14 protein-coding genes are annotated in these 16,306 nt (G+C 41.7%); all 14 read right to left on the reverse strand.

The window, feature by feature from the left end:
* Positions 1–194 precede the first annotated feature (194 nt).
* The 14 genes from C6Y03_RS01585 to C6Y03_RS01650 all read right to left on the reverse strand — a co-directional run bounded on the left by C6Y03_RS01585 (position 195) and on the right by C6Y03_RS01650 (position 16,300).
* Positions 195–4,448: a PolC-type DNA polymerase III gene (locus C6Y03_RS01585; RefSeq protein ID WP_240667871.1), complete on the reverse strand. Its 4,254-nt coding sequence runs from the start codon at positions 4,446–4,448 to the stop codon at positions 195–197.
* Positions 4,449–4,582: 134 nt separating this feature from the next.
* Positions 4,583–6,280 carry a proline--tRNA ligase gene (locus tag C6Y03_RS01590; RefSeq protein WP_060596281.1) on the reverse strand — a complete coding sequence of 566 codons (1,698 nt, stop codon included), beginning with the start codon at positions 6,278–6,280 and terminating at the stop codon, positions 4,583–4,585.
* Between the two features lie 80 nt (positions 6,281–6,360).
* A complete protein-coding gene (gene rseP / locus C6Y03_RS01595; protein WP_106038741.1) occupies positions 6,361–7,626 on the reverse strand; it encodes an RIP metalloprotease RseP in 1,266 nt (421 codons plus the stop codon).
* Positions 7,627–7,632: 6 nt separating this feature from the next.
* Positions 7,633–8,784 (reverse strand): 1-deoxy-D-xylulose-5-phosphate reductoisomerase, encoded by a 1,152-nt coding sequence (gene dxr, locus C6Y03_RS01600; protein WP_060596277.1) that lies wholly within the window; start codon positions 8,782–8,784, stop codon positions 7,633–7,635.
* A gap of 39 nt (positions 8,785–8,823) precedes the next feature.
* On the reverse strand, positions 8,824–9,618 hold the full coding sequence (locus tag C6Y03_RS01605) for a phosphatidate cytidylyltransferase (RefSeq protein WP_060596276.1): 795 nt from the start codon (positions 9,616–9,618) through the stop codon (positions 8,824–8,826).
* Positions 9,619–9,630: 12 nt separating this feature from the next.
* Entirely contained in the window at positions 9,631–10,413 is a 783-nt protein-coding gene (gene uppS / locus C6Y03_RS01610; protein ID WP_034662319.1) for an undecaprenyl pyrophosphate synthase, read from the reverse strand.
* A gap of 128 nt (positions 10,414–10,541) precedes the next feature.
* Positions 10,542–11,099, reverse strand: coding sequence for a ribosome recycling factor (gene frr / locus C6Y03_RS01615; protein WP_003212469.1), 558 nt, complete (start codon positions 11,097–11,099; stop codon positions 10,542–10,544).
* 1 nt (position 11,100) lies between these two features.
* Positions 11,101–11,823, reverse strand: a complete 723-nt coding sequence (gene pyrH, locus C6Y03_RS01620) for a UMP kinase (RefSeq protein ID WP_008344767.1) — start codon at positions 11,821–11,823, stop codon at positions 11,101–11,103.
* Between the two features lie 134 nt (positions 11,824–11,957).
* A complete protein-coding gene (tsf, locus tag C6Y03_RS01625; RefSeq protein WP_012009978.1) occupies positions 11,958–12,839 on the reverse strand; it encodes a translation elongation factor Ts in 882 nt (293 codons plus the stop codon).
* Positions 12,840–12,930: 91 nt separating this feature from the next.
* A complete protein-coding gene (rpsB, locus tag C6Y03_RS01630; RefSeq protein ID WP_003212093.1) occupies positions 12,931–13,665 on the reverse strand; it encodes a 30S ribosomal protein S2 in 735 nt (244 codons plus the stop codon).
* A gap of 155 nt (positions 13,666–13,820) precedes the next feature.
* Complete coding sequence (locus tag C6Y03_RS01635; RefSeq protein ID WP_106038742.1) at positions 13,821–14,360, reverse strand: Swarming motility protein SwrB; 540 nt, start codon at positions 14,358–14,360, stop codon at positions 13,821–13,823.
* 21 nt (positions 14,361–14,381) lie between these two features.
* The gene (locus tag C6Y03_RS01640; RefSeq protein ID WP_012009976.1) at positions 14,382–15,149 is read right to left on the reverse strand and encodes a FliA/WhiG family RNA polymerase sigma factor; all 768 of its coding nucleotides are present in this window, start codon (positions 15,147–15,149) and stop codon (positions 14,382–14,384) included.
* Positions 15,150–15,173: 24 nt separating this feature from the next.
* Positions 15,174–15,674 carry a chemotaxis protein CheD gene (locus C6Y03_RS01645; protein WP_003212153.1) on the reverse strand — a complete coding sequence of 167 codons (501 nt, stop codon included), beginning with the start codon at positions 15,672–15,674 and terminating at the stop codon, positions 15,174–15,176.
* Positions 15,674–16,300 (reverse strand): chemotaxis protein CheC, encoded by a 627-nt coding sequence (locus tag C6Y03_RS01650; RefSeq protein WP_034662328.1) that lies wholly within the window; start codon positions 16,298–16,300, stop codon positions 15,674–15,676. The genes C6Y03_RS01645 and C6Y03_RS01650 overlap by 1 nt, the downstream gene beginning before the upstream one ends.
* Positions 16,301–16,306: the final 6 nt, after the last annotated feature.

A 16,306-nucleotide genomic window follows, 5' to 3' on the forward strand; every position in this document is an offset into this window, starting at 1 on the left:
AATTCTCTTTTTTGCTCTATTTGGGTAGAAAGAATGACATACAATCTCTTCTCTTAAAACATCACGTTAAATCAAGTTATATGAATGAATAAGAAAATGATTCCATTTGGTGGAAAATCTTTATTAGTTAACATAATAAAATTATTGTATATTAAAAAAGAACGCCCCTTTAAGGACGCTCTTCATGAATCGCATTAAAACAAAGAAAGCTGGTTTTGATCGGGAAGTGCTTCTAAGCAGCCTTGACGATCTAAATATTCTAGAATCGTTTTCGACACTTTTCCGCGTTTTTGTAAATCTTCTTTTGAAAGGAATTCCCCGTCTTGTCGTGCGCGAACAATATTTAACGCAACGTTTGTTCCGAGTCCAGGGATCGAGTTGAATGGCGGAATTAATCCATCTCCATCAATGATAAACTCTGTTGCACTTGATCGATAGAGGTCCACTTTTTTGAAATGGTAGCCTCTTTCACACATTTCAAGTGCAAGCTCTAGTACAGTTAATAGGTTCTTTTCTTTCGGTGATGCATCTAGACCTTTTGAGTTAATATCGTCCATGACTGCTCGAATCGCATTCGATCCTTTTGTCATCGTTTCGATATCAAAGTCATCTGCACGAACGGTAAAGTAAGCCGCATAGTATAAAAGTGCATGATGCACCTTGAAGTAGGCAATCCGTACAGCCATTAATACGTAAGCAGCTGCGTGGGCCTTAGGGAACATGTATTTGATCTTTTTACAAGAATCAATATACCAGTTCGGTACATTATTATTCTTCATTTCTTCTTCCCATTCAGGGGGAAGTCCCTTTCCTTTACGAACAGACTCCATGATTTTAAATGCGAGTGACGGCTCTAAGCCCTGATAGATGAGATAGACCATAATATCGTCACGACACCCAATCACTTCACTTAGTTCACACGTTTTATTGTGAATGAGTTCTTGCGCGTTTCCGAGCCATACATCCGTCCCGTGTGATAGTCCAGAGATCTGAACGAGCTCTGAGAAGGTCGTTGGTTTTGTATCCTCAAGCATTTGCCGAACAAACCTTGTCCCAAACTCCGGAATACCGAGTGTACCTGTTTTACAGCCAATTTGCTCTTCTGTTACACCTAGAGGCTCTGTTCCTTGGAAAATTTTCATCACTTCTGGATCGTCTGTTGGAATCGTTTTTGGATCGATTCCGCTTAAATCCTGTAGCATACGAATAACCGTTGGATCATCGTGCCCTAGTATATCCAGCTTGAGCAAGTTGTCATGGATTGAATGGAAATCAAAATGCGTCGTTTTCCAATCAGAACCTGTCGCATCTGCTGGATATTGAATTGGTGAGAAATCATAAATGTCCATATAATCCGGCACTACGATAATACCGCCTGGATGCTGGCCCGTTGTCCGTTTGACCCCTGTACAGCCTTGGACAAGCCGGTCGATTTCTGCGCCCCTCATATGAAGATTATGATCTCCAGCGTAGCCTTTCACGTAACCATATGCTGTTTTTTCTGCAACAGTACCAATCGTACCTGCTCGGTATACATACTCTTCACCGAACAGCTCTTTCGTATAGTTATGTGCAATCGGCTGATATTCACCTGAGAAGTTCAAGTCGATATCAGGGACTTTGTCTCCTTTAAAACCTAAGAACGTTTCAAACGGAATATCATGTCCATCTTTTTTGTACGGCGTACCACATTCTGGGCAGTCTTTGTCAGGAAGGTCAAAGCCTGAACCAACAGATCCGTCATTAAAGAACTCCGAATGCTTACAGCTTGGACATACATAATGCGGGGCAAGTGGGTTCACTTCGGTAATCTCTGTTAATGTTGCAACAAGAGATGAGCCGACAGATCCCCTTGAACCAACAAGATATCCATCATCAAGTGATTTCTTTACAAGCTTATGAGAGATTAAGTAAATAACGGCGAATCCATGGCCGATAATACTTTTTAATTCTTTCTCAATACGGTCTTCTACAATTTTCGGCAAATCATCTCCGTAGATGCTGCGCGCCATTTGATAGCTCATTTCCCGTATTTCTTCATCTGCACCTTCAATTTTTGGTGTGTATAGGTCATCTTTGATTGGTTTAATGCTTTCGACCATCTCAGATACTTTTTTCGTATTCGCCACGACGATCTCTTTCGCTTTTTCGTCTCCTAGGAAGGAGAATGCTTCAAGCATTTCATCTGTCGTTCTAAAATGAACTTTTGGCAGTTCGTGACGGTTAAGCGGATTTGCTCCACCCTGTGATGAAATTAAGATTTTACGATAAATTTTGTCTTCTGGATGCAGATAATGCACATTTCCAGTTGCCACGACTGGTTTATTGAGCTTTTCGCCAAGCTTCACAATGTTTGTGATGATTTCTTTTAACGCACGTTCATCTCGAACAAGCTCCAGCTGCAGCAGATGCTGATACACTTCTGGCGGATGAACTTCTAAATAGTCGTAAAATGCTGCAATGTCTTCCACCTCATCAGGTGATTTTTGCATCATCCCTTCAAAGACCTCACCCTTATCACAGGCAGACCCGATAATTAAACCTTCTCGATATTTCTCAAGCTGTGAGCGCGGAATGCGCGGCACCCGGTAGAAATAATGAATATGAGAAAGAGAAACAAGTTTGAATAAATTTTTCAGACCGGTCTCATTTTGTGCGATCAGAATGGCATGGTAAGGACGTGAGCGCTGGTAGGCATTAGACTGACCCATGTTTTCATTCAATTGATCGTGATAGGCAATTTCTTTTTCAGCCGCATCTTTTAGCATCTTCAGCATGAGGTAGCCTGTCGCCTCTGCATCGTAAATGGCCCGGTGATGCTGCGTCAGTTCTATATCGAACTTTTTACAAAGTGTATTGAGCCGGTGATTTTTAAATTCAGGGTAAAGGAATCGGCCAAGTTCAAGTGTATCAATCACAGGGTTTGACGCTTTATCTGTTTTTAACAGGCGTTTGTACGCTGCATTTAAAAAGCCCATATCAAAACTTGCATTGTGCGCAACAAGGATATCTTGTCCAATCCATTCTTTGAAATCGCGCACGACATCGACGACATCTGGAGCATCTCTGACCATATCATCCGTAATACCCGTTAATTCGATCGTTGTCGCTGATAATGGGTGATGAGGATTTGCAAATGCCTCAAAGCGGTCAATGATTTCCCCGCCTTTTATTTTCACTGCTGCCAGCTCAATGATCGTGTCATAAACGGCTGAAAGTCCAGTTGTCTCTACGTCAAATACGACATACGTCGCGTCATCTAACAAACGGTGCTCCGGATTATAGGCAATGGGTACTCCGTCGTCGACCAAGTTGATTTCCACACCGTACATCATTTTGATGTCATGTTTTTTACTTGCTGCATACGCATCTGGGAAGGATTGTACAACCGCATGATCCGTCAGGGCAATCGCTTCATGTCCCCATTTTTTTGCTTGTTCCACCAGCCTGCCAATGCCAGTGACAGCATCCATTTGGCTCATTGGGGAATGCAAATGAAGCTCGACACGTTTCTCACCCTCAGGTGCCGTATCCTCTTTCAGCTGAGGTTTCATTTCATTGACGTCATTGGCAATCATGACAAGGTCTCTGACAAACGTATCGTTTTGAATGCTTCCTCTTGCTTTGACCCACATGCCTTTTTTCAATGATTTCATCAGCTGGGCATCTTCTTTTTCTCTTGCAAACATTTTGATTAAAATACTGTTTGTATAATCTGTAATCTTAAAGATACAAAGCGTTCTGCCGCTTTTCAGCTCACGCGTTTCTGCATCGAATACGTAGCCTTGAACGGTGATTCTTCGTTCCTCATCCATAATACTATCAAGCGTACGAATTTCTTCATTGTCTTTAATTTGATAGCCAATCATGAGAGGGCCAGACGGAGCTTCATCCTGCTCCTCACTTTCCTTCTTCTCCATCTCAGTGAGGGCTTGCATCGCTCTTTCTTGATCTTCAGCAAGCTTTTGTTCTCTGAACTTCTGAATCTCTTGATCTGATACAAAAATTTCTGTATCGAATTGCAGCTCTGGAAAGCCCACTTGTTTAAAAGCAGCCTGGAGCATTGGGCTGTACTTCTTCTTGATGGCCAAAGCCTCTGTTTCGCTTTTCGTTTTGATGATGATTTTATGTCCAGACAGCGATGGTTTTTGCTGCTGAAGCAAGCTGATGATTGGAGGAGAAATTCCTTGAAGCTCTTCCACACAATGTGACCAATACGATTGAACGAGCTCTTCAGAGATGTTCGGATCATTGACTTCAATCGTACAAGTGACTTGTGCAATATGAGAAAATGCATTTGTCAGCCTGCTGAGAAACATCGCATATACCTTGTAAGGCAGAAGCGCCTTAAATTTAAAAAGGAAATGCCAAGTTTTCGTCGCCTTATGCACCGTCAATTTGACGATTTCTCCTTCTTCAAAGTAACGACTGAGGTCATCATCTGTCATTTGAATCTGATTGAGTAATATATGAAATTGCCGCCGTGTGATCGGTAATTGTTCATCCAAGACAGAACCCTCCTTTTGTCAATCAGAAAGGTACCTCTTTTCTACAGGAGGTACCTTCATTTTTTTGTTCGTTTTTATGCTTGGCGTATAAATGAAATCAGCTCATCAACAGATACTTCATGTGATTCACCTGATTTTCTAAACTTCACTTCAACAATGCCTTCTTCTGAACGTTTTCCGCAGCTAATGCGAATTGGCAGCCCAATTAAATCACTGTCTGCAAATTTTACTCCGGCACGCTCTTGGCGGTCATCGAAAAGTACGTCAAAGCCCTCATCTTCTAAGCGCTCGTATAACGTTTCAGCCAGCTCTTTTTGAGCATCGTTTTTCATATTTAATGCAAGGAGATGAAGGTCATATGGCGCAACAGTTTCGGGCCAAATGATTCCTTTCTCATCGTGATGCTGTTCAACAATTGCTGAAAGAGTTCTAGAGATACCGATACCATAGCATCCCATAATCATTGGCTGCGCTCGTCCATTCTCATCGAGGTACGTCGCATCCATTGACTCAGAATAACGAGTGCCTAGTTTAAAGACTTGTCCTACTTCAATCCCTTTGGCAAACTGGATTGTGCCTTCTCCATCTGGAGAAACATCTCCTTCTTGAATCAAACGAAGATCTGTGAATTCTTTCACTGATACATCACGCGCAGGATTGACATTGACATAGTGATAATCCGCTTCGTTTGCACCTGCGACAGCATTTGTCATGCCTTTAACCGCAAGGTCTGCATAAATATCGACTTCTGCTTCCAGCTTCACAGGACCAACAAATCCAGGCTCTGTTCCAATGACTTCTAGTACTTCTTCGCGAGTAGCAAGCTCTACAAGCTGTGCTCCTACCAAGTTTTTCACTTTCACATCATTTACTTCATGGTCGCCTCTAGTCAGGATTAGAACATACGCATCATCTGCTTTAAACAAAACAGATTTGATACAAAGAGAAGAATCAACTTCTAAAAATCCAGCGATGTCTTGAATCGTTTTCACTTGCGGTGTGTGGACTTTTTCAAGTTCTTTGAAGTCCGCAGGATTTGCTTCTTCTCCGTGATAAACAGCTTCAGCCATTTCAATGTTCGCAGCATAGGAAGATGTGTCAGAGTATGCAATTGTATCTTCTCCTACTTCTGACAGTGCCATAAACTCATGTGTATCTTTTCCTCCCATTGCACCAGAATCTGCAATGACTGGTCTAAAATTAAGACCTACTTTTGAGAATACATTGGAGTAAGCTGTAAACATCTTGTTGTATGTGTCATCAAGGCTTTCTGGTGAAGAATGGAATGAGTACGCATCCTTCATAATAAATTCACGTCCGCGCAGCAGCCCAAAACGCGGTCTCTGTTCATCGCGGAATTTTGATTGAATTTGATAAAGAGTTAAAGGAAGCTTCTTATACGATTTTACTTCGCTGCGTACGAGTGATGTGATCACCTCTTCGTGCGTTGGGCCAAGTGCGAACTCGCGGCCATGACGATCTTTCATACGCATCAATTCTGGACCGTATGTATACCATCTTCCTGACTCTTGCCACATTTCTGCCTGCTGCAGCACTGGCATTAACAGCTCAGCTGCTCCTGCCTTTTCCATTTCCTTGCGAACAATGGATTGAATATGCTGGATGACTTTATGAGCAAGCGGCAGATAATGATAGATTCCGCTTGTATTTTGTCTAATGAACCCAGCTCTTACTAAGAGCTGATGACTTTTTGCCTCAGCATCTGCCGGCACCTCTCGAAGAGTTGGAATGAAAGTCAGGGATTGTCTCATGTCGTTACACCTCATTTATGAAATAGGACTACTCACAAAAACTCTTGTTTCCCGTAATGAGAAACAAGAGACATTGGTTTTTATAAAAATAATCGCTGGATGTCATTCCACGTAACCACTAGCATTAACAGCATGAGGAATGCAACACCGATAAAGACAACAAGTGCTTCTTTCTCACGATTAATTGGTTTACCACGAATGGCTTCAACAAACAAGAATAGTAAACGTCCTCCGTCTAGTGCAGGAATCGGTAATAAATTCACGATGCCTAAGTTGATACTAAGGAACGCCGCAAACTGCATTAATGTTAACACACCTTGCTTGGCTACTTCTCCTGTCATGTCATAGATCCCAACAGGACCTGCTAACATATCTAGTGAAAATTGTCCTGTGACAATTTTTTGCAAGTTCGTTAAAATCAGTCCTGCTGTTGAAATCACAGTCGTTCCTGAGGATGAAATAACCTTCAGAAATCCATTTTCAGTTGGCGGATAAGATCCGAAACGGCCAATGCTTTTTCCGTCTGCTTTCACAGCTTCTGGTACAACCTGCACAGTGCTTTCTTTGCCGTCTCGGTCAATGACGACATTCATTTTTTTCTCAGGGTTCTTTTGAACGGTTTGAACGACGTCTGTCCAAGAATTCATTTTATCCCCGTTAATGGACACGATGTGGTCTCCCTGCATGAGTCCAGCTTCTGCCGCTCGGCCGTCTTTCGTCAGCTTGCCGAGTATAGGATCATCAACGGTTACCCCTTGAATAAAGCCTAAAGCAACCAAAATCACATACGCCAGGATAAAGTTCATAATCGGTCCAGCTGCGATCGCTTTAATACGCTGCCATACCGTTTTTGATCCAAATTGACGATTGTATGGTGCGATTTGAATTTCTTCACCATCTGCAATATAAAAGCTTGTTTGACTGACATTGTAGCCAGTTAAAATATCTTCATTTCCAGCTTCATATCCTGAGATTCTCATGGCATGATCTAAATCAATCTGCTCAACTTCGATGACAAGTGCATCAGGATATTTTTCTTTGTCATTTAAAATGATTTTTTCTACTTCATTTTGCTCATTGAATAAGAGCCCCACTGTATGACCTGGTTTAATTTCAATGACTTCAGGGTCCTCTCCTGCCATTTTAACAAATCCGCCAATAGGGAGCAGTCTAATGGTATAAACGGTTTCCTTTCGTTTAAAGGAGAAAATCTTCGGCCCAAAACCAATTGCGAACTCGCGGCATAAAATCCCCGCTCGCTGCGCCATAATTAAATGGCCAAGCTCGTGGAAAAAAACGAGCGTTCCAAAAATAATAATAAACGCAATCACTGTATTCACGAACATACCACCTTATGTGAGGATTGATTGAACAAAGTCTCGTGTATCTTTGTCCACTTCATGGATATCTTGCAAACTAGGCGTTGAAATCACATGATGTCTATTTAGTGCCTTTTCAATCAATTCTTCAATTTGCAGGAACGTTACTTTGCCTTTCAGAAATGCATCAACTGCCATTTCATTTGCTGCATTGAGCACAGCAGGCATTGTCCCTCCTATTTTACCTGATTCATAAGCAAAATGTAAGCAGCGATACCTGTCAAAATCCGCTTTTTGGAAATTCAATTGTCCAATCTCCCAAAGGTTCAATGATTTCGCTTCTGGTAATGGCGCCCTGTCAGGGTATGTGAGTGCATATTGAATGGGCACTCTCATGTCTGGTGTCCCTAACTGAGCCATGACGCTTTTGTCGTGAAATTCCACCATCGAATGGATAATGCTCTCTTTATGTAACAGCACATCAATTTGTTCATACGGTATATCAAACAACCAATGTGCCTCAATCACCTCGAGCCCTTTATTCATCATCGTCGCTGAATCAATGGTAATTTTCGCTCCCATTGACCAGTTTGGGTGGTTCAGCGCTTCTTCAACCGTAACACCTTCAAGTTCAGTTCGTTTTTTATCTCGGAAACTACCACCTGAAGCTGTCACGATTAAGCGTTCAATGTTTTTAGCTTGTTCACCTTGCAGGCATTGAAAAATAGCGGAATGCTCACTATCGACAGGAAGTAAAGGTACATCATATGTTTTCGCGTACTCTTTTACTATATGACCAGCTGTGACAAGTGTTTCCTTATTTGCGAGTGCAATCGTCTTTTTTTGTTCAATGGCCTTTAATGTTGGAACAAGCCCAACACTTCCTACAAGTGCATTGACCACAACGTCCACTGCATCATAGGTCGCTGCCTCGATGTTGGCTTCATCACCAGCAGCCATCTTGACATCGTATTCAAATGAATGACCTTTTAGCGTCTGATAAGTCTCTTCACTTAAACATCCAACAAATTCAGGCTGAAACTGTTCTATGATTGGAATGGCCTTATCTACATTTCGGCCAAATGTCATGGCTTTCAGCTTAAATTTGTCTGGGTGCTGCCTAATCACATCTAATGTTTGTTCTCCAATTGATCCTGTTGCGCCTAATAGCGAAATATATTTCAAATTGCCACTCCTTCTCTCGTTCAATAAGTTTCTATGAGGTTAGCTGGCAAACGTTGCGAGCAGTAAATATAAAAACGGCAGAACGAACAAAAAGCTGTCAAACCTGTCCAAAATCCCGCCATGTCCAGGGAGAATTGTCCCTGAATCCTTTACGTGATAATGACGCTTTAAAGCAGATTCCACAAGGTCGCCAAGCTGTCCAAAGATACTGAGCAAAAGAGTAATAAACATAACAAGCAGATATGATGGCAAAAATCCTGTAACCGCCTGAAACACAAATGACAACACGACCGCTGTGACGATTCCGCCGATAAATCCTTCTACTGTTTTGTTTGGACTGATCTCTGGCCAGAGCTTTCGTTTCCCCATAGATTTCCCAATAAAGTAAGCACCTGAGTCAGTGGACCAAATAATCACTGCTGCGAAGAAGATCGCACTCATGCCATATAAGCCTCTAATTTGGATGAAATAATAGAAACTGACGCCAATATATAATGTCGCTAATACAACAAAAGCAACCTCATCGAATGTGAAAGAGTTTTTGCTCAACACTGTATAAGTTAAAAGGATTAAGACTGCAAATAAAGCAATTTGCATTTTTGATGCGTCTACGTTCGGGAAGAAGCTGTTCTCTCCGCCCATTAAAAGCCAAAGCAATATTAAGCTGACAATACCAGGAAAGCTGAAAATCGATATCTTTTTCATTCTTAGAAGCTCAAAGAGAGCGACACTTCCCATTAAGTAAATCAGCAGGGTAAATGGCATCTGTCCATATATAACCGCAAGTAAAAAGACTGCAGCTGCCAAAACACCCGTCAAAATTCTTTGTTTCATCTGCACCACCCTCTAAATTCCACCGAACCTCCGGCCGCGGCGCTGGTATTCTCCGATAGCGCCTATAAGATGCTCATCAGAAAAGTCAGGCCAAAGCACATCCGTAAAGACAAACTCGCTGTATGCAATTTGCCAAAGCATAAAGTTACTTAATCTAATTTCTCCACTTGTGCGAATAAGCAAATCCGGATCTTGAAGAGATTCTGTCATTAAATAAGCTGAAAACATCTCTTCTGTGATGTCTTCTGCTTGAAGCTTACCTTCTTTGACTTTTTCAGAAATTTGTCTGCATGCGGAGACGATTTCTGTGCGCCCTCCATAGTTGAGCGCAAAATTCAAAACGAGTCCGTCGTTATTCGCCGTACTCTTTACTGCGTTCTCTACCGCTCTTTTCGTATGCTGCGGGAGGCCGTCTGGATCACCTGTTAAGCGCACACGGACATTTTCCTCGATGAGTTCAGGCAGGTAGATGTTCAAAAATTCTTCAGGAAGCTTCATTAAAAAGTCTACTTCTAGTTTTGGACGTTTCCAATTTTCCGTAGAGAAAGCATACAAAGTCAGCACTTTGACATTCAGCTCATTTGCAAGCTTTGTCATGCGCTTGACGACTTTCATTCCTTCATGATGTCCTGCTACCCGTGGAAGAGCACGTTTTTTCGCCCATCTTCCGTTCCCATCCATGATAATGGCGATATGTTCAGGAATTTCTCCATTTAATATGTCTTCTTTTGTCAGGCTTTCTAAGTTGGAAGCAGCAGTTTGCTGATTCTTCCAATTTTTGAGTATATTGAGCATGAGATTCCTCCATCACCCAAAAAGGTTGCGTTCCCGCTAATAATATAGTCACCAACAGTATTAACAAAAAAACCCCCTGTAAACATGAAGAGGGTTTTTCACTATTATCTATTGTACATAGTTTTTTCTTAAACTTCCATGATTTCTTTTTCTTTATCTTTCGTCACGTCATCAATTTTAGCGACATATTCATCTGTCAATTTTTGAACATCCTCTGTCGATGATCTTAATTCATCTTCAGTGATCTCACCATTTTTCTCAAGCTTTTTCAACTCATCGTTTGCATCACGACGAACATTACGAACAGCTACTTTTGCTTCTTCTGAATATTTTCTTACCACTTTCACAAGCTCTTTACGTCTTTCTTCTGTTAGTGCAGGAATCGCAATGCGGATCACATTTCCGTCACTTGTTGGCGTGATGCCAAGATCAGACTTTTGGATCGATTTTTCGATATCACCGATGGCTGTTTTATCATAAGGTGTGATAATCAGCATACGTGCTTCTGGCACTGTGATTGACGCGATTTGGTTGAGTGGTGTTTGTGCACCGTAATAATCAACCGTCACTTTATCAAGCAATGAAGCATTTGCTCTGCCCGCACGAACAGTTGCTAGTTCACGTCCGTATGCTTGAACAGCTTTTTCCATTTTTTCTTTCGTTTGGTTCAATACTTCTTTTGACACGTTATTTCCCCCTCACAATCGTTCCAATTGATTCGCCATTTACGGCACGTTTAATATTTCCTTCTTCCATAATGGAGAATACGATTAATGGAATGTCATTGTCCATACATAATGAGGACGCAGTAGAATCCATTACAGCAAGCCCTTCTTTTAACACGTCAAGATATGAAAGCTTATCATATTTTACTGCATCCGCATCTGTACGAGGATCAGCACTGTAGACACCGTCTACATTATTTTTCGCCATTAAAATGACATCTGCTTCAATTTCTGCTGCACGAAGTGCTGCCGTTGTATCTGTAGAGAAATAAGGGTTACCAGTACCTGCAGCAAAAATCACGACACGTTTCTTCTCAAGATGACGGATCGCTTTTCTTCTTATGTATGGCTCTGCAACCTGTCTCATTTCGATAGAGGTTTGTACCCTAGACTGAATGCCAAGCGTTTCTAGGCTGTCCTGTAGCGCGAGTGAATTCATCACTGTTGCCAGCATGCCCATGTAGTCTGCTGTTGCACGGTCCATTCCCAAGTCACTGCCTGTCTTACCGCGCCAAAGGTTTCCTCCGCCTACAACAACTGCAACCTCAACATCAAGCTCTGCAATTTCTTTTACTTGCTTTGCAATTGATTGAATGACAGTTGGGTTAATTCCATTTCCAGCATCACCTGCTAGTGCTTCGCCACTTAGCTTCAGTACAATGCGATTATATTTCGGTTTGCTCATGATAACCTCCAAGTGTAAACTATACCGTCTCTTATTATGCGTAAGAAACTGTCTTTTGTAAATCAATATCCTCTAAAAAATAGGGAACACAGTGCTTGTGCTCCCTAAAAAAGCCCCAGAGAGCTTTTCAAACATTATTTTTTCACTTGGCTCATAACTTCTTCAGCAAAGTTGTCTTGACGCTTTTCAATACCTTCGCCCACTTCATAGCGAACATAAGTTTGAATGCTTGCGTTTTTCGCAGCTACTACTTGTTTCACTTTTTCATCTGGGTTTTTAACGAATGCTTGGTCAAGTAAGCAAATTTCTTCAAAGAATTTATTTAGACGGCCTTCTACCATTTTAGCTACGATATTTTCAGGCTTTCCTTCTTGAAGCGCTTGCTGTGTTAATACTTCGCGCTCACGGTTTGCTTCTTCTTCTGACACTTGGTCACGAGAAATGTATTTAGGGTTTACAGCAGCAACGTGCATTGCAATGTCTCTTGCAAGCTCTTCGTCAGTTGTTCCGTTAAGAACAGCTAACACACCGATGCGTCCGCCCATGTGTAAGTAAGAACCGAATGCTGCGTTATCTTCCTTCGTGATAACAGAGAAACGACGTAGAGTGATTTTCTCTCCGATTTTTGCAATTGCAGATGTGATATGCTCTTCAACTGTTGAACCGTTTTCCATTTTAGAAGCATGAGCTTCTTCAATTGTTGCAGGTTTAGCAGCAAGCAAATGATCAGCAAGTTCGTTAAGAAGAGATTGGAATCCTTCGTTTTTCGCAACGAAATCAGTCTCAGAGTTCACTTCTAGGATCACGCCTGTGTTGCCGTCAGTTTTGATAAGAGTTAATCCTTCTGCAGCAATACGGTCTGCTTTTTTCGCAGCTTTTGCAATTCCTTTTTCTCTTAGAAGATCGATTGCTTTGTCGATGTCACCATCAGTTTCTGTTAACGCTTTTTTACAGTCCATCATACCTGCACCAGTTTTTTGACGCAGTTCTTTAACTAATTGAGCAGTAATTGCCATTTTACATTTCCTCCTTCTATGTTAAAACACGGATTACTAGGTGAAAAAAAGGTGATAAAAGGCATTTCCCTCTTATCACCTTTTGAATAGGTTACGCAGTTGTTGTTTCAGTTTCTGTCGTTTCTTCTACAACAGCTTCTTCTTCGCCTTGTTTAGACTCAAGAATCGCATCTGCCATTTTAGCAGTTAGAAGTTTTACAGCACGGATTGCATCATCGTTTGCAGGGATCACAACATCAATTTCGTCTGGATCACAGTTTGTGTCAACGATACCGATGATTGGGATATTCAATTTACGAGCTTCTGCAACTGCAATACGCTCTTTACGAGGGTCGATAATGAAAAGTGCATCCGGAAGACCTTTCATGTCTTTGATTCCGCCTAGGAATTTTTCAAGACGCTCTAATTCTTTTTTCAGTTGAACGACTTCTTTCTTAGGAAGAACATCGAATGTACCGTTTTCTTGCATTTTTTCAATATCTTTTAAACGTTTGATACGTTTTTGGATTGTTTCAAAGTTTGTTAAAGTTCCACCAAGCCAGCGTTGGTTCACATAGAACATACCAGAACGGATTGCTTCTTCTTTCACTGAATCTTGTGCTTGCTTTTTCGTACCAACGAAAAGGATTTTTCCTCCGTCAGCAGCAAGGTTTTTCGTGAAGTTGTAAGCTTCTTCTACTTTTTTCACCGTTTTTTGAAGATCGATGATGTAGATACCGTTACGCTCTGTAAAGATGTAACGCTTCATTTTTGGGTTCCAACGGCGCGTTTGGTGACCGAAGTGAACACCAGCTTCTAGCAATTGTTTCATAGAAATAACTGACATTTTGTTGCCTCCTAATATAATGGTTTTTTTTCCTCCGCTCAAGTCATGTTCACATAAAACTGCGCCACGGCAGCACCTTCATACGAATCATTAAGCGTGTGTATTTAACACCAAGAAATAATATAACACATGATGGACTGACAATCAAGAATCCTTTACAGCTTTCCGCTAAATTTTAATAAAAGCTCGATTTCTGTCTTGCCAGTTTTCAGTTCTTTCGCTATTTCTTCTAGCGAATGCCCTTTGTCATATAAGGTCTTCACTTGGTCCTCGAATGTTTCTTCTATTTCACTTTCAGAAGGCACAGAAGCTTCTGATTCAAGATGTGGAACGGGTTCGTTTACCTTCTCTTCCTGCACTTCAACTTCACTAAGGAGAGCCGACAAGTGCTCTGGTACTGGATCTTCACTTTCTACCGATTGCTGGGTTTCAATTGGTGGTTGTGGCTGCTGTGGTGTCTGAAAATCCGATTTCAGCTCTTCAGCAGAAAAATCAGGGGAAGCGGCTGCCACTTTTAATAGTTTGTCATTCTCTTCTTTGACTTCCATCAAAAATGCAGCCAGGGTATTTTCCGTTTCTTCTAGAAGTTCTCGCTGCTTTTGTTCAGTTGCCTTCAGCGAATTCATTCTCGTATATAAAATGATCACAAAATAAATAAGTGCAGCATGAAGCATGAAGCTAATCAGCCATAACATATTTTTTCACTCACTAACTCTTTAAGATTGAATGGCTTTATCAAGCAGATGCTTAAGCTTGAACAATGCCTTTGAATGAATTTGCGAAATGCGCGAGGTCGATAAATTGAGCACGTGACCGATTTCTGTTAACGTCAGTTCCTCTTTATAGAAAAGACTGATCACGAGCTTTTCTTTTTCTGATAGCTCGGTCATTTTTTCAGCAAGCTGTTCTATTAATTCATCTTTCAGCATCTTCTCTTCAGGTGTCACTGTTTTCTCGTCGCGAATCATGACTTGGACGTTTTCACCGTCTTCTTGATCATGCAGCTTCTCGTCGATTGAAAGCAGATTCGCAAAGAATCCTTCATTCATTGTTGTGACAACATCCTGTTCACTCATGCCAAGTTCCTCTGCCACTTCTGTCGGCGTCACATTTCGTAAATAGCGCTGTTCAAGCTTTTCAATAGCCGCTTCTACTTTTTTTGTTTTTTCTCTTGATGTACGAGGCAGCCAGTCCTCTTTACGAAGACCGTCGATGATGGCCCCGCGGATTCTGAAGGATGCATATGTATCAAACTTCAGATCTCTTCCGGGGTCGAATTTTTCAAGGGCATCATATAAACCGAGCATCCCTAGACTGATCAAGTCTTCTTTATGCACTGACTTCGGGAGTCCGATGGAAATTCTTCCAACATGATATGTGACGAGCGGCATATAGCGGCGCATAAGATCATCTCCAGCAGCTGGGTCCTTCCACTCTTTCCATCTAGCCCATAGCGCCTGATCTTCGTAATTTAAGGATTGCATCTTTCTCCCCCTATACTTCCTTAGTTATATCTTCATAATGCCTTGCTTCACAGTGCGGATCTCAAGCTCTGTCGTAAGCGGATCAAATTCAATCGTACGGCCATTGTTCCCGCCCGTATCCTCACTAATGATCGGGATGCGATAAAGAGACAGATGTTCTTTAACAGCTGATACGTTTCTAGGTCCAATTCTCATCAGATCATTGGTTGACTTAAACTTAAACATTTCTGCGCCGCCAGCAAGTTTTGCCTTTAGCGCATGTTTGCGCGCTCCTTCTTTAAGAAGCAGATCAATTGTATGCTTGACACCTGTATCTGCATATTTAGCCAAGTTCTCCACTGCCCCTTTTGCAAGGGATGAGTCTGGAAGCATGACATGGACAAGACCTGCCAGTTTTTTTTCTTGATCAAACAGAACAAGTCCTACACAAGAACCAAGTCCGGATGTCCGAATGCGGTCCGGTGTTTTCACAAGCTGAACATCCGCTATACCAACCTTTACAACTGCCGGAATCTGAACGTTCATTACAGGTTACCTAATGCTTTGAATAGTTTTTCAAACGATTCAAAGTCTGGTAATAGAAACATATTTCCTTTCAGCTCTTGCTTATTTTGATCATCAAAAATCGATGTATCAATCACAATTGCCTGATCCCCTAGAGGGCTGAATTGCATTAACCCTTCACTAATGACAGCCCCGAACATATCGAGCGTAACATCTGGAACACTTGGGTGAAGCTGCAATTTTGTTAAATCGGCAAGGGCTGATAAATAAGAGCCTGCTAAAATATTTCCCAGCTCGTGTAGTGCTGACGTCCCCATCACATGCTCGTGAATGGTATCAATATCAAATGCCGGATCCTGTACAAGCTCTCTTACAAATTGCTCTGCTTGCTCAAATGGCATAATGAAAAAGATAGAGCCGGATAAATCTCCTTCCATCCGCAGGAAAATACTTGCAACTGGGAGGTCTGCACCGCCAAAGAAATCCATTAATTCTTCAAACGAGAGAACCTTGACAAACGGAACAGCCATATCTATTTTGCGATCCAATAGGCTGGCAAGAGCAGACGCGGCGTGGCCTGCTCCAATATTCCCAACCTCTCTTAATACATCCAGCTGTTCATCTTTTATTTCATTGAAAATGCTCATTTCACA

It is taken from the genome of Bacillus sp. LNXM65, from assembly GCF_002998575.1.
Classification (GTDB): domain Bacteria; phylum Bacillota; class Bacilli; order Bacillales; family Bacillaceae; genus Bacillus.